At 41.8% G+C, this 20,852-nt stretch carries 16 protein-coding genes and 1 tRNA gene; 5 read left to right on the top strand and 12 right to left on the bottom strand.

What is annotated here, in order from left to right; translation table 11 throughout:
- Positions 1-2: 2 nt before the first annotated feature.
- The 7 genes from ADA42_RS05185 to efp form a co-directional block, all read right to left on the bottom strand.
- Positions 3-76: transfer RNA gene (locus ADA42_RS05185), tRNA-Val, on the bottom strand.
- An 18-nt stretch (positions 77-94) separates the two neighbouring features.
- Positions 95-2,095, bottom strand: coding sequence for a transglutaminaseTgpA domain-containing protein (locus tag ADA42_RS05180; protein ID WP_048763942.1), 2,001 nt, complete (start codon positions 2,093-2,095; stop codon positions 95-97).
- A 1-nt stretch (position 2,096) separates the two neighbouring features.
- Positions 2,097-3,002 carry a DUF58 domain-containing protein gene (locus ADA42_RS05175; protein WP_004947821.1) on the bottom strand — a complete coding sequence of 302 codons (906 nt, stop codon included), beginning with the start codon at positions 3,000-3,002 and terminating at the stop codon, positions 2,097-2,099.
- 11 nt (positions 3,003-3,013) lie between these two features.
- Positions 3,014-3,976, bottom strand: a complete 963-nt coding sequence (locus ADA42_RS05170) for an AAA family ATPase (protein WP_004947824.1) — start codon at positions 3,974-3,976, stop codon at positions 3,014-3,016.
- A 77-nt stretch (positions 3,977-4,053) separates the two neighbouring features.
- Positions 4,054-4,356, bottom strand: coding sequence for a YbdD/YjiX family protein (locus ADA42_RS05165; protein ID WP_004938361.1), 303 nt, complete (start codon positions 4,354-4,356; stop codon positions 4,054-4,056).
- A gap of 2 nt (positions 4,357-4,358) precedes the next feature.
- Positions 4,359-6,458, bottom strand: coding sequence for a carbon starvation CstA family protein (locus ADA42_RS05160; protein ID WP_004938363.1), 2,100 nt, complete (start codon positions 6,456-6,458; stop codon positions 4,359-4,361).
- A gap of 162 nt (positions 6,459-6,620) precedes the next feature.
- Complete coding sequence (efp, locus tag ADA42_RS05155) at positions 6,621-7,190, bottom strand: elongation factor P (RefSeq protein WP_004938364.1); 570 nt, start codon at positions 7,188-7,190, stop codon at positions 6,621-6,623.
- A gap of 70 nt (positions 7,191-7,260) precedes the next feature.
- On the opposite strand from efp, the gene epmB reads away from it, so the two are divergent.
- From epmB to ADA42_RS05140, 3 genes are read left to right on the top strand one after another with little or no spacing between them, the layout of a single operon-like run.
- Entirely contained in the window at positions 7,261-8,277 is a 1,017-nt protein-coding gene (epmB, locus tag ADA42_RS05150) for an EF-P beta-lysylation protein EpmB (protein WP_004947827.1), read from the top strand.
- 21 nt (positions 8,278-8,298) lie between these two features.
- Positions 8,299-10,002, top strand: a complete 1,704-nt coding sequence (locus ADA42_RS05145; RefSeq protein WP_004947830.1) for a hypothetical protein — start codon at positions 8,299-8,301, stop codon at positions 10,000-10,002.
- A 24-nt stretch (positions 10,003-10,026) separates the two neighbouring features.
- Positions 10,027-12,159, top strand: a complete 2,133-nt coding sequence (locus ADA42_RS05140) for an EAL domain-containing protein (protein ID WP_048763940.1) — start codon at positions 10,027-10,029, stop codon at positions 12,157-12,159.
- 55 nt (positions 12,160-12,214) lie between these two features.
- Here the strand turns inward: ADA42_RS05140 and rpmE are convergent, their stop codons facing one another.
- From rpmE to ADA42_RS05120, 4 genes are all read right to left on the bottom strand, one after another.
- A complete protein-coding gene (gene rpmE, locus ADA42_RS05135; protein WP_004938371.1) occupies positions 12,215-12,439 on the bottom strand; it encodes a 50S ribosomal protein L31 in 225 nt (74 codons plus the stop codon).
- Between the two features lie 203 nt (positions 12,440-12,642).
- Positions 12,643-13,635: a bile acid:sodium symporter family protein gene (locus tag ADA42_RS05130; RefSeq protein WP_004947837.1), complete on the bottom strand. Its 993-nt coding sequence runs from the start codon at positions 13,633-13,635 to the stop codon at positions 12,643-12,645.
- Between the two features lie 142 nt (positions 13,636-13,777).
- Positions 13,778-14,179 (bottom strand): lactoylglutathione lyase, encoded by a 402-nt coding sequence (gene gloA, locus ADA42_RS05125; RefSeq protein ID WP_004947839.1) that lies wholly within the window; start codon positions 14,177-14,179, stop codon positions 13,778-13,780.
- A 2-nt stretch (positions 14,180-14,181) separates the two neighbouring features.
- Positions 14,182-16,380: an AmpG family muropeptide MFS transporter gene (locus tag ADA42_RS05120; protein WP_048763938.1), complete on the bottom strand. Its 2,199-nt coding sequence runs from the start codon at positions 16,378-16,380 to the stop codon at positions 14,182-14,184.
- Between the two features lie 155 nt (positions 16,381-16,535).
- On the opposite strand from ADA42_RS05120, the gene ADA42_RS05115 reads away from it, so the two are divergent.
- Entirely contained in the window at positions 16,536-19,184 is a 2,649-nt protein-coding gene (locus tag ADA42_RS05115; protein ID WP_048763937.1) for a Lon protease family protein, read from the top strand.
- A 71-nt stretch (positions 19,185-19,255) separates the two neighbouring features.
- Here the strand turns inward: ADA42_RS05115 and yaaA are convergent, their stop codons facing one another.
- On the bottom strand, positions 19,256-20,035 hold the full coding sequence (gene yaaA, locus ADA42_RS05110; RefSeq protein ID WP_048763935.1) for a peroxide stress protein YaaA: 780 nt from the start codon (positions 20,033-20,035) through the stop codon (positions 19,256-19,258).
- Between the two features lie 134 nt (positions 20,036-20,169).
- Here yaaA and ADA42_RS05105 point away from each other — a divergent pair, with 134 nt between their 5' ends.
- Entirely contained in the window at positions 20,170-20,802 is a 633-nt protein-coding gene (locus ADA42_RS05105) for an alpha/beta hydrolase (protein WP_004938386.1), read from the top strand.
- The last annotated feature ends 50 nt before the right edge of the window (positions 20,803-20,852 follow it).

The raw sequence follows: 20,852 nt of genomic DNA, 5'->3' as shown, positions 1-20,852 counted from the left end.
GGTAGGCATATCCAGACTCGAACTGGAGACCTCTACGATGTCAACGTAGCGCTCTAACCAACTGAGCTATACGCCTAAGTGGTTGCAATAATATTCAGTTTCCCTTACGAACACAAGCTTTTTCTAACGACTTTAATTCAGATGCACACAGTTTAAGCAATTCTTTGAATTTTATATAATCTTTGTCTGAAACTTCACCCGAAAACTGAATTTTTTCATGTACAGCAATCGCATCATCAAAAGGTTTTGTATATTTTACATGCATCGAAAGTCGCTGAAACCATGATTTGAAGGTTTCACTTTTATTTTTTTGCAGTGATCTATGAATCTTATGGCTAAAGCCATTAATCAAGCGCTCAAGTCTTGAGCATTTAGGTCGATAAAAATAACCATGGCCCCACACAAAAATGATGACGACCACTGCAATCAAACTCAACATCATCAACATAGCTTTGGTACTGGAAAAAATCCCCAAACTTGCCAAAAAATTCTGCTGACGATTTACATCATAGCCCACTACTTTACTTTGCCATTGATAGTCAAAATAATCGCGCCAGATGATGAGTGTTTTTAAAAAATTAAAATTGTGTCTTGCCCATCCACTTTGCGCCTGATTACCCCAGACATTTTGGTTGTCCTCAAGATAGCGTTGCATACCTTCATCGATTCGAGCTGGTGCAATCACGGCAGTTGGGTCGATGCGTTGCCATGTATCATTTAAATAAACTTCGGTCCATGCATGAGCGTCAAGCTGGCGAACTTCCCAACTTTTTGCATCGGGTGCGAGCTGTCCGCCTTGATACCCCACCACTATTCTTGCCGGTATGCCTGCATAGCGCATCAATAGTACAAAACTTGATGCATAATGCTCACAAAATCCTTCTTTGCGCTCAAAAAGAAACTGATCCATTCGAGTACCGCTCAGTACGCCAGGCGATAAGGTGTAAACAAAACCTTGTGTTTGATACCAGTGTAGTACGCGCTCAATATAAAGACTTGGACTCGAATTACTTTGCTGCCAGAGCTGTTGTGCAAGTGCAAAAGTCTGCGGTGCAAGCTGTTGGGGTGCATCTAGTGCTTGTCTTAACTGTATCGCTCGTGCAGTAGTATTGATCTGTGTTTGCATCCAATACAATTCGATAGGTACAGTGCCTGATGGTCTTCGAATTTGTTTAATACTGCCATCAGCATACTGCTGATAATTTGGATCGCGCACGCCTGATTGATCTAATCCCATGATCCATGACTGATTCGGCAAGGCCGATAAATATTGATAGCGAACCGCCTGATGAGGGAATATTTCGTTACGTATTGGAAGTTGGTTAACCGTATGGCTCGTCCAGACAACGCCATCATACTGATCAAGCACCATCGCACGCCAATAGCGCTGCTGCTGTATGGGCAATTGCGTAAGATCACCCATAATACGAAAAGCCAAGGCGGTCGATTGAGACAATTCTGCAATGTCACCCGGCGACATCTGGTCACTCATTCCAGTCATGCCCTGGTGAGAGGTAAGCGGAACATGCCAAAGTGGTGGAAAGCGGGGAAAAAATATAAATAAAATCAGGAAAAACGGAGTTGCAATCAAAATGGTTCGTATTGTTAAAATCACATCATGCTTGATAGATGATCGCGTAGAGTTGATCTCTATAAAACCATGAATTTGAATACGATATAATCCAATTAAACAAAATATCAGCCCAACCAAAACGCCAATAAGCATCAAGGCTGACTGACTATGTAGAAATAAACTGGCACAGACAAAGAGACCAAAATTAAATACAACCAACAAGTCTCGGGTACTTTTGCTTTCGATACATTTGGCATATAAGCAAGTCGTGAGTAATGCTACGCCCGCCTCGACACCCAAAAAGGTTTTAAAAGATAAATAAATCAGACCAAGCGCCGTACACACCAGTGCAACCAAAAATAATTTAGAAATAGGCTTTAGCGCAGCATAAAAATATCGCCACACGATTACCAGCAACATAATGAGCCAAATCAAAGACACCGACGCCGGCATATAAGCAAATTGAGCCACAAGCACCATGATCGTGAGTGGTAGTACAGCAAAATAAAGTTGCTTATCCATATCAGGCCTGCGCCAGTAATTTTCGGGCCTGAATCGAGTGCTTAGCTCCCATGGATGGCTTTAAATGAGTTTGAGGTAAAATCAGTGAAAAAGAGCGATCAGCTTGCTCGCTCTTTTCAATCAAATGCATCATCCAGCTTAGTTTTTGTTCATGTTCGTGACCAGGGAGCGCGCTGTAATCAATCACCAGCTGATTGTGCTCAATGTGTGGTTCAAATTGTTTGGTTAGCCATCCCTGACCACGTGCAAGATGCTTCCATGAAACATGCTGTAGCGTATCTCCTTCTCGATAAGCTTGCAGTTCACGAAAGTCATCCAAATCATGTTGCTGCTCAAGTTGCACATACTTGTCTTCCATCTCGATACTGATACTTGCGGGTGCAATCCATATTTTTTGTGTCACCTGTAAATACGTCCAAGCTTGTACAATTCCAAACGGATAACTCGACATAATTTTTATCCGAGGCAATTCAAACGCACCTCGTGTCGTTGGTATAAATTCTAATATGATACTGTCGCTCATTTGGTTGAGTAATATACGTTGCTGAGATTCAGGCAAATGAATCATTAAGTATCTGATCGCGTGATTTGACTGTTTAAACTGAAGCTGGATTTGCAGTACATGATTGACCTGTCCAACTTCAGGACAAAAAATTTCTAGTTTGAGTTGATGGAGTTGTTTAAAGCTAAGATACACACTCAGGCACAGCAATGACGTAATTAAAAAGCAAAATCCCAAAATCAGATTATTGGCATAATTAATCCCGGCAATAAATGTAATCACAATCAACAAGAGAAACAAAATGCCTTGTGGATGCAAAAAAATCAAAATATCACGTTGCTTCAAGATGGTGCTTTGTTCCATCCGAAAACGTTTTTTTAACCATTGCTGCCAGAGCGTTCGCATCATCCAAACTCCTAATCATTGACCTCCACCTGGTCCAAAAGTAGGTGAGCATCCTGCTCGGTCATTTTCATACGGTGTGCAGCCACCGCTGGAAACACTGTTTGTATATCGTCTGTAATGACATATTCACGACCTTCCACAAATGCCAATGCCTGAGCAGCCATTTTAATTGCGAGTAAAGCGCGTGTTGAAAGACCATGTGATTGCAAGCGACTGTAAGAAGCCAAGTCTAATATGTAATTTAATACGACATCACTTAAATACACCTGCTGCACACACTGTTGCATCAACACAATATCGCCATGACTCAATACAGGTGTAATTTGCTCAAGAAGTGTCTGTCTTGAGGCATCGAGTAAGAGGCTTTTTTCTGCCGCACGTGACGGATATCCCAAGCTCAGTCGCATGAGGAAACGATCGAGCTGCGATTCAGGAAGTGCATAAGTGCCGCTCTGAAAAATTGGATTTTGTGTAGCAATCACCCAAAATGGCTCGGGGAGTTTATATGTCACACTATCTAAGGTCACTACGCCCTCTTCCATCGCTTGCAACAGCGCACTTTGCGTTTTGGGGCTACAACGATTGATTTCATCGGCCAGTAAAATCTGGGTAAAAATAGGGCCATGCTTAAACTCAAAATTAGATTCTTTTTGATTAAACATATTCATGCCAATCACATCACTGGCCAGCATATCGTTGGTAAATTGAATCCGATTAAAGTGCAACCCCGCAAGCTTAGCCAAAGCACTGGCCAAAGTTGTTTTACCTAATCCTGGTAAATCTTCAAATAGCACATGCCCATTGGCCAGCAAACAGACCAAGGACAGCTTTGTTTGAACCGGTTTATCTAAAATGATCTGATTAATCTGATTTAAAAAAAGCTGAATGCTTGGCGTGTAATGTTCAATATGATGTTGAAGAGATGAATGTTCTTTGAAATATGTCGATGATTCTAATTGTTGTTTTTTCCACATTGAAATGGCTCATAAAAAAACGGCATATGCTCAAACATACACCGTTTTTTATTTTTTCTAAAGCAATTACATAACGATTAGCACGGACATTTCTTCAAATTTCCACCTTTCGATGGATAGCGAGAGTCGACACAATAGCGATGAAAAGTTTTTTCATCCATCGGGGTCAAATCCGCGTGGTGCTTCTTCATATGATCCAAATAAGTCTGATAATCAGGCACCCCTACCATCAAGCGAAAACTTTGCTGTAAGCGCTTAAATAAATTTGCAATTCTCGACCAATTTTTAGGTGAGAGAAGCAGATCTTTTTGCGACATAATGGTCATTTTGATGATTTTCACAATCATCGCCTTACCATTTTTTCCAATTCTTAGTTCCATCGCTATTTTCCTTGTGTGACGGTAGACGCATCTGCATCCTCATACACAGCAGGTGCTTCATTGACCGTAGGGACTTTGCTTGCAAGCGCACGACGAATCACACCAATCGACGCAATTACCATGACGATTGCAACCACCATAAAGAAACCACATAGCACTGCATTGATTTGATTTGAAATCACTACAGCTTGCATTTCTGCCATTGTTTTTGCTGGTTTTAATAGCTCACCACGAGCAATTGCATCTGAAAAACGGTTGGCCTGTGCCAAAAAGCCAATTTTTGGATTTTCGTGGAAAATCTTTTGCCAGCCAGCCGTCATACAGGTAATAAGTAAGAAAATTGTTGGAACAATCGTGACCCAAACATACTTTTCTTTTTTCATCTTAAACAAGATGACTGTACCTAAAATCAGTGCCATTGCAGCAAGCATTTGGTTACCTACACCAAACAGCGGCCATAACGAGTTAATCCCACCAAGCGGATCAACTACGCCTTGATAAACGAAGAAGCCCCATCCACCCACAGCAACAGCAGTACCGATAATATTCCCCACAAATGAGCCTGATTTTTTGATTGCGGGAATCACAATACCAACAGTGTCCTGAACCATAAAACGGCATGCACGGGTACCGGCATCAACTGCGGTTAAAATAAATAAAGCTTCAAACAAGATCGCAAAGTGATACCAGAAAGCCATCATCGAGCGATTGTTGAAAATTTCAGAGATGATGTGCGCCATACCAATGGCAAAGGTTGGTGCTCCACCCGTACGCGATAAAATAGTCGACTCACCTACTTCTTGAGCCAGCAAGGTTAATGCTTCTGGGGTAACCACAAAACCAAGGTTACGCACCGCTTCTGCTGCGGTTTCGACCGTGGTCCCTAAAACGGCTGCCGGTGCATTAATGGCAAAGTATACTCCCGGATCCAGTACTGTTGCACAGATCATGGCCATGATGGCCACAAATGATTCCATTAACATACCGCCATAACCGATCATACGAATATTGACTTCGTTGTCGACCAGTTTTGGTGTGGTGCCACTTGAAACCAAGGCGTGGAAACCTGAAATCGCACCACAGGCAATGGTAATAAACAAAAACGGGAATAAACTACCAGAAAATACTGGACCCGTCCCATCAATAAAATGTGTGACCGCTGGCATTTTGAGCTCAGGTAATGCCACCATAATGCCGATTGCCAGACCAGCAATCACACCAATTTTTAAGAAAGTCGATAAATAATCACGTGGCGCAAGCAGTAACCAAACCGGTAATACCGAAGCAATAAAGCCATAAACTATTAGGCACCAAGTGAGTTGTGTACCTGTCAGGGTGAAAAATGGCCCCCAATATGGATCGGCTGCAATATGTCCACCATACACAATGGCCAGCATCATCAGTACAAAGCCGATGATCGAGACTTCTGCGATTTTACCCGGACGTAAATAGCGCATATACACACCCATAAAGAGTGCGATTGGAATGGTTGCGGCAATACTAAATACGCCCCATGGACTGTGTGCCAATGCTTTGACCACCACCAGTGCCAGAACCGCTAGAATGATAATCATGACGCCCAGTGCACCCAGCATCACAACCACACCTGCAAAAGAACCGAGCTCTTGTTTGGCCATTTCACCCAGCGAGCGTCCGTCTCGGCGCGTCGAGATAAACAAGACCATAAAGTCTTGTACTGCACCAGCCACCACAACACCGACCAAAAGCCAGATAGTGCCTGGCAAATAACCCATCTGCGCAGCAAGAATAGGACCAACCAAAGGCCCTGCACCTGCAATTGCAGCAAAGTGATGCCCAAACAATACATATTTATTGGTTGGAACATAATCTAAGCCATCGGTTAAACGATGTGCAGGGGTTAACCGTCGTGAATTTAATTCAAATACTTTGGTAGCGATGAATAAACTGTAAAAACGATACGCAATGCTGTAAACACAGATGGCCGCGAGCACGAGCCAAACGGCGTTGACATGCTCACCTCGACTGATGGCAAGGATCCCAAATGAAACTGCGCCAATAATGGCAACCAAACTCCAACCAAGTTTTGCGCTGAGGGTAGATTTCCTTTGTATATTATCCATTTATAACCTCATTGTTTGAAACACGAAATGCCCTTTAAAACGTATTTTTGTGAAACTTAAGCTCGTGACTTTACTCCTTATTTTGTTATTTTAATGTACTACTTTGGCATAAAAAAAGGGTGATAATCTATCACCCTTTCATCATAATCTATTCAGTCAAGATTATGCACGCTCTAAATATTCACCTGTACGGGTGTCTACACGAACGCTTTCTTCTTGCTGAACAAATAAAGGTACGCGTACTACAGCACCTGTTTCAAGTTTCGCAGGCTTACCGCCACCGCCAGAGGTATCGCCACGAACACCCGGATCGGTTTCAACAATTTTTAATACCACAAAGTTTGGCGCACTAACGTTTAATGGAACACCATTAAACAGCATGATGGTGCACTTCTCGTTCGAGTCGTCTTTTAACCATTTCGCTGCATCGCCCATTGCAGTTTTGTCTGCTGCAATTTGTTCAAACGTAACAGGGTCCATGAAATTCCATAGCTCGCCGTCGTTGTAAAGATAGTCCATCTCAACTTCAACAATATCAGCAGCTTCTAATGAATCACCAGACTTGAATGTTTTTTCTAAAACTTTACCTGTTTTAAGGTTACGAAGTTTTACACGGTTGAACGCTTGACCTTTACCAGGTTTTACATATTCATTTTCCATGATTGAACATGGGTTACCGTCAAGCATGACTTTAAGGCCTTGCTTGAATTCATTTGTAGAATAACTGGCCATGACTGGCACACTCCAAACTTACTAACTTAAATGTATTAATGCTAGACTAGCATTATTTTTTCCGTGTCGCATGATAAACTATTTATATCAAGAGCAAAACTGGCAATCGCAACTCAGTGATCTAATCACCGATCCTTTTGAGTTACTTGATCAGTTAGAGATCTGTTCAGATGCATTATTGTCTGGGGCAATTTTAGCATCCAAAAGCTTCAAATTACGGGTTCCTCGTGCTTTTGTAGGTAAAATGCGTAAAGGTGATCCACTCGATCCTTTGCTGCTGCAAGTATTGCCGCATCATCTTGAACTTGAAGAACATCCTGAATTTGTGACTGATCCACTGGGTGAAGAAGCAGCCAATCAGCTCCCCGGCGTTTTACATAAATATCAATCTCGTTTTTTACTCACCCTGACCGGTGCCTGTGCTGTTCACTGCCGTTATTGCTTTCGTCGGCATTTCCCTTATCAGGAAAACTTACCTAAACAGGATGACTGGCCCCAAATTAAAGCCTATATCGAGCAAAATCCACATATCAATGAAGTAATTTTAAGTGGTGGAGATCCGCTCACTCTCAGTAACCGTAAACTTAAACTTTGGATCGAACGCCTAGAATCGCTTCAGCAAGTGAAAATTTTACGTATTCACTCGCGTGTTCCAGTGGTGATCCCGCAGCGTCTTGATACTGAACTGCTTGAAATTTTAAAAAGTACGCGCTTACGCATTATTGTGGTCATTCATGCCAACCATGCCGCCGAACTTGATGATCAAACCTGTGCATATTTAGAGAAATTAAGCCAACATGGGATTACCGCCTTGAATCAGGCAGTATTGCTTAAAGGCGTAAATGATGATGCACAAACATTGATTGAACTCAGTCAGCGCTTGTTCGATGCACGCGTGATGCCGTATTATCTGCATGTACTTGATAAAGTAAAAGGTGCTCAGCATTTTGATCTGAGCGGATCAAAAATCGATGAGATTTATCATGACATTTTGGCGGGCCTACCGGGTTATCTTGTTCCAAAACTGGTTCGAGAGATTGCTGGCGAAAAAAACAAAACACCGCTATTTGGCAAGCTGACTTTTTAATTAACACATATTACAGCCAATATGAATAAAGTTTTTACCGACATTCTTCAACGTCCCATCATATTCAATCGAAATGAACTGAGCTTTGCTGCCGCAGAGCCAGACGCCGTGGCATGTTGGGTCAGTTCGCTTTCACTTTTACCACTCGGTGATGCTGCCAAAGCATTATTTGAAGCACTGATTGAAATCAACGAACTTGAATGTTCAGAGACGCTTCGATTTGATTTTTTACAGATTTTATCACCGCAATTCAATCATGTACTGCAACATCTTGAAAGCCACTTTTTTAATCAAGGTCTGATTCATAGCGATCGAAACGATCATATTATTGAACTTGCTTTTCGCTTAAGAACCTGTCTGGCGAATGGTTATATCATTATCGCCAAGCAAAGTTCAGCACAATTGGCACAGCAAAAGTTTTCACTTTTTGCACTGAATAAAAAGAAAAATCTTAAGGCAGCCAAAACATTATCGATTTACTATGCCATGCATGAGTTAACTCAACTGGTGTATCAGCAACAAATGATGTACAGCAAACCTGCCACAGGCCAATGGTTATGCATTCACTGGTTATTTGATCTGGCACAAAAAGGCAAAGTAGAGCTCGAAAACATCAACCAGCTGCAAGGTCTTAATCGACCTCTTAAAAATATTTTACGATCCTATCATCAAGTCATTTTGCTGCATATTCTCAATACCAATCAGATTCGTCAGTCTGAAATTCAGTCTTTATACGAATGTAGTTTTGAATGGGCAAAGCTGATTCAACTCGAATATAAAGAATCTCAAAGCTCGAAGTATGTTATTGATAAAACCAAAGATCTGCCGCCAGCCTATAATCGAAAGCAATATCCGGCAATTTTTCCAAATTTATTTATTTCAACACAACCCTTGCTCGAACATATCACTGCAACACTTCACAAGAGTGATGATTATCTCTCTACAATAGAAAAACAGTTTTTAACGCCTGCGCTTAAGTTTCATGTACAAAATATTTTAGGAAGTATTGGCGAGCGTCGTCATGAGCGTTTTGAATCATCAGGCCAATTACATATTTGCTTTGGTCTTCATACTGCTCATTTTTACTTGTCAAAAAGCAAAAACTTTATCGATACCCTTGAGCACGACATTGTACTAAACGAAACTACAGATCACTTCTCCATTGAAAATATTGATAAAACAGTGTTTTCACTACCATCACGCTTATCGCGTGAAGCAAAAAAAATCTATATGACCGATATCCTCGATATGAGTGTAAGTGGTTACCGTATCAAATGGCCTGAGGAAATCCCTGCTCATTTAAAAACTGGCGAGTTGATTCTGGTTAAAGAGAACATCCATGGCAAATGGCGTGGCGGTGTGATTCGCTGGATCAAACAAGCCTCAGAAAAAAATCTTGAAATGGGGCTCGAAATTTTAACCAAAGACATTTTGCCCTGTGCGGTAAGTCTAGAAAATCAAGATCAATCACATTATCTGCCCGCTCTACTGGTTCAAAGTCAGCATTTAGATCATGCAAAACTCACCTTAATCATCGCCAACTATTCTATTTTTCAGCAACAAAATACTTTAAAACTTCAAATAGGCACCGAGGAATTTGTACTTTATTTACTCAAAGCTCAATTAATTACGCAAAGTTTTATTCAGTTTGAGTTTGATTTACCCGATGAAGCACAAAAAAATACGCTAAAAAACGTTATGATACGTCACAGCAGAGTGAACTAACGATACGTTAAGGACAAAATTGAAGTGAGAAACGCGTTGCTTAATAAAAATTCAAAACACTCCGACCTCCGCATTCTCTTCATAGACGATAATCAGCTTCGCTATAATCAATTTATTGATCTTTTGGCAGCCAAGGATTACAGCGCTCAAGCGATTTTGCTCGATGATCTGATCAGTTTTGAAAAATATCTTAAGCAGCGCTGGGATCTGGTCATTTTTGCAAATGCTTATGATCTTGATCTGGCGCAGACGATTGCAATAGTGCAGCAACAGGCAGAGCCGAGCTTACCGATTCTATTTCTGACTACCGGCACCCTTACTACTATCGAGCAAACGCACTTGATACAGCAAGGCCTGTATGATTTGATCGATCTTTCTCAGCCTGAGCAGTTTTATGTGGTGCTGTCACGTGCTTTAAATTACAGTGCCTTGCTTCAAAACGAACATCGTTTAAGCAATGAGTTAAATGCAGCTCACCTTCGAACTCAGTCATTGGTCCGTCAAAGTCGTAAAGCCGTCGCATTGATTGAAGAAGGCATTCATATTCAAGCCAATGCCGAATATTTGGCACTCTTTAAGATCGCACACCAAGATGATGTAATTGGCTTGCCTTTACTGGATATACTGCAACCTGAAAATGTAGCTGCATTTAAACAGTTTTTTAAACGGATTAGCGTGCAACATCCCGAACGAAACCGCATCGTTCTTCAATCTCAGCATCCCGAACTGATTAATAACGACCCTTTACGTTTGAATTTTTTGCCACATGGCGATGATACCGTTCAACTGAGCATCGATTGTGAGCAGTTCGATACACCATTATTTGATTTTGAATTTGAATCACTTGAGTCACAAAGAATTGATGATGTTGATCTGCCAGATCTTGTGCAAAACAGTCCATTTGATACCGTTGAGTGGCTCAACCAACAGCTTAAACGCGCGCCAGCCAAACTGAACAGTATTGTCATTTTTGCACCACTCTATCACTTTGAAGCGATTTATTCACATGAATGGCGTGCAATACCAGCTTACTTTAATGAGATCGAAACAGTCATTGAACGTTTTTTAGAAGCCGTTGCATTTCAAAAACTCGATCACGGCGCATATCTCGCCATTTTTCAGGCGGTTTCAATTGAAGCCTTACGTACAGAACTCATGCAGCTAGAAACTAAAATTAGCAAGACGTTCCCTTATGTTAGCCAAAGTTTGAATCTAGAAACCTTACTTAAAACAGGATACTGCCTTATACCAAGCCAAGTTGAACATACAGAGAGTCTTGAAAACTATATCAACAAAGCCTTGCATCAGGCATTACCTCACAAGGAAACCACTCAAGCTTCTCCAAAAAGCACACCACACGTTCAGCTACAACGGCATGTTGTCACAGCACCTGCTGAATTGAATACAAGTTTTGCACAGCAGATAAAAAATCAACTCGAGCAAAATACACTCGAGCTTCGCTATCAACAGCTCTACGACAAACAAGACCAGACATTATATATTTATGAAGTCAGCTATGGTCATTTAAACAATAATCAATGGGATAGCCTGCTCGATCATGTAGATCTTCAAGATGCACCAGAATTGATGCTCCAGCTGGATCGTTACGTACTTGAACAGTCAGTCAAGCAACTCAAACAATTTATTCAGCAGTATCCATCTGCCAAACTGATCATTAATTTAAGTGAATTTTTCTTGGCTTTACCGCAACTTTCTACACTCATGCAACAGCTACTCTCTATATTAGGAAGTAAAGAACAGCATCCAATTGTGATTCAACTGCCTTTTTCAGCACTAAATAAAATTACGCCTCAAGCACAGCAGCAACTTTCAATACTGCACCAGTGCGGTGTATTCATTTCGATTCGTAATTATATGCCAGATCCGCAACTCAGTTCGATTTTGCAAAAGAGTAATGTGCGTTATTTGCGTCTGAATGCGAAGTTTAATCAGGACTTATCAGTTGAACAATCAGCACTGGATTTACAGGCTCAAATCGAACATGCCCAGCTTCCTGCGGCCATTGAACTCATTATGCCCGAGCTTAATGATGTCAATGTATTTGCAAATGCGTGGAATATTAGCGCGCGTTATCTGCAAGGCAACTACTTTCAAGTTAAACTTGATCGTCTGGTCGATGTTCAAGATCAACACTGAGCCGTATAACAGACATAAAAAAACGGGCATAAGGCCCGTTTTTTGTTTTTCAGTATTAACGTTTGATAGAACGTGACATACCAGAGAAACGTTGTTTGAACTTGTCGATACGACCGCCTGTATCTACGTTCTTTTGCTTACCAGTGTAAAATGGGTGGCAAGCTGAACATACGTCAAGGTAAAGAGTGTCTTTAGCAAGTGCAGAACGAGTTTCAATAACGTTACCGCATGAACAAGTAGCAACTAATTTTTCGTATTTTGGGTGAATATCGGCGCGCATGGTCGATGACTCCTAATTGAAGAAAGGCTTAAGCTGTCATCGCAATCAACCACTCTCAATATAAAAACTGAGGAAAAAGGCTAAATCATTAGCAGGTTAACACGACAACAGACCATTCTTTTGGCCCACCGAGGCTTATAAGCCAGAGCTAAGCACAACAAGTGGGTAAGATTATACGCCTTTTAAAGCAAAATTGCGAATCTTTATTCTGATCGCACCAGCGTTTCTTCATCAGATTGCTGCTTGGCCAAATAATTCGCGATAATTCCACAGGTCATGAGCTGAATTTGATGGAAAATCATAATCGGCAATACAATCATACCTAGCGGCTGACCAATGAATAAGATCTGCGCCATAGGTACACCACTGGCCAAAGTTTTTTTGGAGCCACAGAAAAAAATAGAAATTTGATCCTCGCGGTTAAAGCCAAGCAATCGAGAAATATAAAATGCACTCAGCATAATGATGGTGAGTAGCACTGAGCATGAAATAATCAATGCGATCAGTGTTCCAATTCCAACCTGATGCCACAAACCGGCAATCACTGCACTACTAAATGCACTGTAAACCACCATTAAAATAGTGCCCTGATCAAATGCTTTTACAATACTTGGCACTTTTGCCATGAGTGGGAAAACATAAGGTCGAAGAAGCTGCCCTAAAATAAATGGCACCAACAACAAAAGTGCAATTTGAATAATTGAAGATGTTGGATCGTAATCATGCTTTGAATGACCAAAAATAAATAGACTGACCATTACAGGTGTAATGAACATTCCGATTAGATTTGAAAACGATGCACTGCATACTGCGGCTGCAACATTGCCTTTAGCTACTGAAGTGAAGGCAATTGATGATTGGACGGTAGAGGGCAAAAAGCACATAAACAAGAAGCCCCAATACAGCTCTTGCCCTAAAATGGGGACCAAAACAGGCTTGGCCAATAAGCCGAGTGCAGGAAAAAATACAAAGGTAAAAATAAACACTAAACCATGTAGCCGCCAATGCATGATGCCTTGAACAATCGCTTCACGAGATAGTTTGGCACCATGTAAAAAGAATAAAATGGCAATCGCAATATTGGTTACGACGCTAAATATATCTGCAGCATGCCCGTAAATTGGTACAAAAGAGGCCAACAATACCATCGTAAAGAGTAATAAAGTGAAGCGATCTAAAGCCAACAGCTTAAGCATGGAACAATATCCTTATATATATGTAAGAAGACCAGTAACACTGTGTTTACTAAAAGGTAAACGCTATGTTACTGGTCTGACAGCATAAATCCAGTTTTTTGAAGAAATGCGCGTTATTTAGTTAAACTATTTCACTCAAGCGTTAATTATTACGCGCATTATTATCTTGCTGGATCAATTCGATTTTATAACCATCTGGATCTTCAACAAATGCAATTACGGTCACGCCGCCCTTCATTGGACCTGCTTCACGTACCACCTTGCCACCACGTTGCTTGATTTCTTCACATGCCTTATAGGCATCTTCAACACCAATGGCGATGTGACCATACGCATTTCCTAAATCATAGCTAGAGGTATCCCAGTTATGTGTCAGCTCTAAAACAGTATGATCATCTTCACTGCCATAGCCAACAAATGCCAAAGTGAAACGGCCTTCTTCGTAATCACGTTTGCGCAGTAAGGTCATGCCTAAAACTTCGGTATAAAACTGGAGAGAGTTCTCTAAATTGCCTACTCGCAACATTGTATGAAGCATTCGCATTGTTAATCACCTGTGCCTTTCGTTTGAATTTGCTTGAGTTCATGCGCCTTGAGCAACTTGGCAACCCAAACCACCAAAACAAGAATTGGAATTCCAATTAAGGTCGTCATTAAGAAAAATTGAGGATAGCCAATGTGCGTTACGATGGTGCCTGAGTACCCACCCAGAAGTTTTGGTGTGAGCGTCATCAGTGAACTAAAGATAGCATATTGTACCGCTGTAAAGGACACACTCGTCAAGCTTGATAAAAATGCAATAAATGCAGCACCGGCTAAACCAGAAGCCAAGTTATCGACCACAATGGCAAAATATAACCAGAGCGAGCTATATGGCTTGATGACTTTCCCTTTAAGCTCAATATTGCTTTGATCATTCGGATTGACCAATGCAACTGGTTCAACACTGATATCGAGTTCATTTTTAGCCCCTACTCCCTGTGCAACATGATAAGCCAGCGAAGTATTCACTATTGTACGCGATCCATCTGTCACTATGGCCTGAAGCTGTTTCGTGCTGGAGCCAGTTAACATTTTAGTCTCAACAACAGCACTAAAAGCACCTGTTTTATCAAGCTTGGCTGGATATGGCTTGCCATCAAGCTGTAGCACAATTTTTTGTGCGTCTGTTAGTGCTGGCCCAAAATACTGCCCTTTAACCACAATACTGTTTTGTGGCTCGTTTAGTGAGATGATATTTCGTCCCATGACAGGCAATAACATCAAATGCGCCTGATTGATGTCACCCACAATATAGGGTTGAACCACCGCAACTTTACTTTGTTGTGCGGCATCGGCATAAGCGGTAGATACCTGAAACTGGGTTGTATTTTTTAGTACTTCGGTTGGTACCTTAACTGCCCAGTACCCCACTTCATCGGTATCCGCCAAATATTGCTGACCACCAACATTTACCTGAACCTGCCCAAGCGGGTGCCCCGACTTAACCAAGCCAATAAAAATCAAGTTGGTTGAGCTTGCTAATACTGCACCTACAAACATCAATTTCATGATGTTCATACGTTGTGCCAGTAAGCCTCCCAAGAAACCACCCACCAAACTAAAAATAACACCATAAATTTTAACTGCTTCTGCAATCTGTTCTTTGGTGAAATTAAGATCTTGATAAAAAACGTTGGAAATTACACCCGCGATGATATCGGAAATACGATAAAAACCAATCAGTAACAGAAGGACCAAAGCCAGCTTGGTGCCATAACGCTGAAAAAAATCGAGGACTGGATTAATCCATGTCTCTTTGGCCATCTGCTTGTTGACGACACCTGCACGAACCAGAAGTGTGCCTACAGCCAGTGCTACGGCAGCCGCGGTAATAAAGCGTAGCGCCTCAATTAAAAATAATAAAATATTGTCTTGAATTGATAGCCAACTCACTAATTGTTCAGCCAAATGACCAGTAAACAAATAGCTCAAAACAAAGCAAATTACAGCAACAAAAAAGACCAGCACCAAACGGAAATAATCGCGGCGCTGATAGCTTTTATAGACACGATCAACCTTTGGTTCTCGAATGATTAAGGTGGTTAGAATCCCCACCAGCATCACTGCTGCCATAGTTAAATACGTATATTTCCAAGCTTCATATATATAGTTTCCTTTGGCAGTTCCCAAATAGGCAGCTAAAAATAAAGCACCCGCACCCGCCACAATCATCCCGATTCGATAACCTGCGTTATAGGTTGCAGCAAGAACCGTTTGCATCTGGGTTTCAGCCAGTTCAATACGGTAAGCATCAATTACGATATCTTGCGTAGCAGCTGAAAAACCAAGCAACACTGCACCAACCGCCATTTGGATGAGATAGCTCTGACCGAGCGCCGGATCTGAAAAAGCCATAATCGAAATAGCAACAATGATCAGAATTTGCGCAATTAACAGCCATGCTCGGCGTCGACCGAGTGTCTTAGTCAAGACAGGTACTGGAAGTTCATCGATTAGTGGCGCCCACACAAACTTAAATGAATATCCCAAAGCCGCCCAACTAAAAAAAGTGACCGCGCTCTTATCAATTCCAGCCTCGCCTAACCATAACGACAAGCTTGAAAAAATCAGCAGAATGGGAATCCCCGCCGAAAACCCGAGAAACAGCATAATCAGAGCACGGCGATCAAGAAATGCAGCAAACGCAGCTTTCCATCCTGTAGTTTGTGTAGTCATTCGCTTATTATTTTCCGAAATTTTCATCTAGGCGCCTATTCAATCGCTTTATTGGCACGGTTTCAATATTGTTTATGCAAAGCGCCCTACTTTTGACGATTAAATCAGCATCAACGCTTGATCTTTTAGACTAAACCTGTATACCTTTAAATCTCAACTCTGTTTATTTTTGGATTTCACCTGTGACCCAAAGACTCGATCAAATGGCTTCAACTCTTTCTTCAACCACAACAACAGCGAATACCTCAAAAACCAATAACGTTCCGTCTGCATTCGAGCAAAATGAGATTCAGAGTACTTTAGAGAAAACGGCACTTAAAGCAGCACAGCTTACTCATATTCCAAAGCTCGAAGATATTCCGTCTTCGACTCGACGCATCAAGCCGCTCAATAACTTTCTAGGGCAAGATCGCGCCAGAGCATCAGTCGAGGCAGGCATTTCGCTGCCTTATTCAGGCTACAATATCTTTGCTGTTGGTACGGCGGGTTTGGGCAAACGCACCATGATCAAGCGTTTGCTGCAACAGCACGCAAAAAGTATGCCTACGCCAGACGACTGGGTGTATGTCAATAACTTTAAAAACGCCAGACAACCACTTGCGCTGCGCTTTCCTGCCGGTACGGGCCCAAAATTCCAAAGCGCATTGCATCACGCTTGGCAAACCATTTTAAAACAGCTAGAGCGTCGTTTTACCGCAGAAACCTACCACAACCGAATTGAACAAATTCGTCAGGAAACTGGTAAAGAGCAGCAAGATGCACTTGTCGAACTCACCAAAGAAGGTGAGGAACTTGATCTAAAACTGATCTCGCGCAATGAAGAGCATTGCTTTGTACCTGTTCAGTATAAAGACGATCAAGTACATGAAATGACACAAAACGATATCGAGGCATTGTCGAGTAAAGAACGTGCTGAAATTGCCTCCAATATTCGTTATATGGACAAAAAGCTTGAGCGTTTAGGGTTACACCTCGGCTCACTCGAAGATGATGCACGTGATCGTGTGTCGGTGCTGAATCGTGATATCGCCAAACAAGTGGTGATACCGCGTATGGAACAAATCCTGAACAAGCACAAAACAGTTCAAGGCTTGGATGAGTTTTTAAAGCATTACGCCGACGATATTATTCAAAATGTCGAAATGATTTTGGAACAGGAGGAAGATGATTTCTCGCCTGCGTTATTTAATCGCGTTCCATCTCGTTATCAAGCCAATACCATTGTGACCAACAAGCCAAACAGTGGCGCACCGGTTATTTTTGATGATTTCCCAACACATTATAATCTGCTTGGTCACGTTGAGCAGCTCACACAAAATGGCACCATCACCACAGACTTTACCTTGATCCGTCCGGGATGTCTGCATCAGGCGAATGGCGGCTTTTTAATGCTTGAAGCCGAGCAATTACTTGAGCAGCCGTATGCTTGGCAGGGTTTAAAGCGCGCGCTTAAATCTGGACAGCTTAAACTTTCATCACTTGAACATATGCTGACCCTTACAGGCAGTATCTCGATTGAACCTGCCGCCGTACCACTTGATGTAAAAGTAATTTTGATGGCCGAACCTGAAATTTATTATGAAATTTTAGAGGTAGAGCCAGAGCTTGGCAGTGTATTTAAAATACGTGCAGACTTCACCGATACCTTACAGCGTAACGAAGTGAATGAACAAGCGTACATGCAGCTCATTGCAGATTACGTTCAGGCCGACAAACTCTTGCCATTTGATCGCTCTGCGCTGGCAGCCCTACTCACCGATTCAAGCCGTCAAGCCGAAGATCAGAGTTCGCTTTCTTTACATGCCTCAACCTTGGGTGATCTGATCCGTGAGGCGCATCATCATGCCTTCAAAGCGGGTGACAAAATTGTATCGGACAAGCATATCAATCTTGCATTACAACATCGTCAATATCGCTTAGGCTATTTGCGTGAACTGTATTGGCAAGATCTCTCACGCGGAACACAGCTGATTGAAACGCGTGGGCATCGTCTTGGTCAGATCAATGCCTTATCGGTCATTCATTATGCCGATGTCGAATTTGGCTTACCTTCACGCCTGACAGCTTCGGTCTATCAAGGTGGTGGCGATATCCTAGATATTGAACGCAGTGTCGAACTGGGCGGCTCGCTACATGCTAAAGGCGTGTTACTGATGTCGAGCTTTCTTAAGGCTCATTTTGGTCGCTCTCAGATTTTACACTTCTCTGCGGCCTTGGCATTTGAACAAAGCTATGGTCAGGTCGATGGAGATAGCGCAACTGTCGCAGAGCTTTCAGCACTTATTTCTGCAATTAGTCAGTTGCCAATTGATCAGTCTTGGGCCATTACAGGCTCAATGAATCAGCTCGGTCAGGTACAACCAATTGGCGGCGTTAATGCCAAAATTGAAGGCTTCTACGATGCCTGTAAATTACAAGGTTTGACTGGTAAGCAAGGCGTGATCATTCCACGTCAAAACATGCAGCATTTGATGCTTCGTCAGGATGTGATTGAGGCTGTAAACAACGGGCAGTTCCATGTACATGCGATTGAAACTATAGATCAGGCACTCGAAATTCTGATGGCCCGCCCTGTTGGTGTTTTAGATAAAAAAGGACGCTATAGCAAAGGCTCAATCTATGCAGCCGTCATGGAGCAGTTAGAATACTGGCAAGCCATTGAAGATGGTGATGAGGTCGAGGACGAACCGAAAAAGAAACGTAAAAAAAAGAAAAAAACCAAATCTGAAGATAAAAAAGCATCTGAAGATGAACGTAATACCGCTCAAGTTGAAGAAAGTGTTGCGGTCTTCCCGTTTGCCAAACGTAAAGCGCGTCGTAAAAACACTTAAGTAAGACTTTAGATCAATTAAAAAAGGCGGATCATATGATCCGCCATTTTTATGATTGAGGCATCATTCAATTAAGTAGTTTGCTCATGACGCTTAAACACCAACTCTTGCGCTGTAGAGTTTTCTTTATCAAAGAAATAGCCTTCCGAATCAAATTCTTGAAGCGCTTTCACCTCATTGATTTGATGTTCAATCATAAATCGTGCCATTAAGCCTCTGGCTTTTTTTGCATAAAAACTAATGACTTTAAATTTGCCATTCTTTTCATCTAAAAATACTGGCTTAATGATTTTGGCCTGAATCTTAGATTCTTTTACCGATTTATAATATTCATCTGAGGCCAGATTCAGCAAAATTTCACTCCCTGCATCTTTTAAATCTGTATTAATGAGATCAGTAATTTGACTTCCCCAGAATTCGTAGAGATTGTGTCCGCGCGAATTGTGCAGTTTGGTTCCCATTTCAAGGCGATACGGCATCATCAAATCAAGCGGTCGAAGTAGTCCGTATAAACCTGAAAGCATGCGTAAGTGCGTTTGGGCAAATGCAATATCTTTTTCTTTAAGATGATACGCATCGAGCCCTGTATAAACATCACCTTTGAAAGCAAAAATCGCCTGTCTGGCATTGGCTAAATTAAACTCAGGAGACCAATCACGAAAGCGTTCTACATTCAAATTGGCTATTTTTTCACTCACACTCATCAAACTGGCGATTTCAGTCGCAGATAAACTACGACAAAAGTCGATAAGCTCTTGTGAATGGTCTAATAGTCTTGGTAATGTATGTTCATCGGTAGGAAGTGTAGATTCGTAATCTAAAGTCTTAGCAGGAGAAATGAGTGCGAGCATATACATCCTTAGGTAAATTGGTTAAATAATAGTTAATCAGACTATATCAGTAGATAAATTTTAACGCCAATCTGTGTTTTTGTTGGCGTTAATCGGTAAAATACCGCATTCTCCTGCTACTAATCGATCGTCCTATGTCCGAACAGATGTTCATTCAGGGTCCTGTGGGTCAAATTGAAGTTTTTGTAGACCGTCCACAGGGTGAAGCGAAAGGATTTGCTGTCGTTTGTCACCCCCATCCGTTGCAAGGCGGAACCCCTCAACACAAAGTTCCAGCACTCTTGGCTCAACTTCTTGTCGAGCAAGGTTGTATTGTTTACCGACCAAGTTTTCGTGGTTCAGGTGAAAGTCATGGTGAGCATGATGAAGGTCATGGCGAAACAGATGATATTCTGACTGTCATTGATCATGCACGAAAAGCCCATATCACACTTCCGTTTTATGCAGGTGGGTTTAGCTTTGGCGCACATGTAATGGCCAAAAGTTATGCCGCCCTACCGGATGAGTTGAAACCAAAACAAACCATCTTATGTGGATTGCCAACTGCAACCGTGGCAGGCGTACGTCATTATGTGACTCCACCTCTCAAAGGTGACATTCTCTTTATTCATGGCGAGCAAGATGAAGTCACTTTGCTTTCTGATATGATTGAATGGGCCAAACCGCAGCGCCACTTAATCACAGTGCTACCAGGCGCCAACCACTTCTTTACGGGTTATCTAAAACAATTACGAATCGCTATTTCGCGCTTCTTATTTGTTCAATAAAAATTATTTTACAGTTTGATCTAAATTGTAAGTATCTAAAGATGCTCATT

It is taken from the genome of Acinetobacter sp. 243_ASPC (assembly GCF_001054715.1).
GTDB classification, from domain to species: Bacteria; Pseudomonadota; Gammaproteobacteria; order Pseudomonadales; family Moraxellaceae; genus Acinetobacter; species Acinetobacter soli.
Note: the sequence above shows the minus strand (reverse complement) of the source record. Positions and strands in the feature narration are given on the sequence as shown.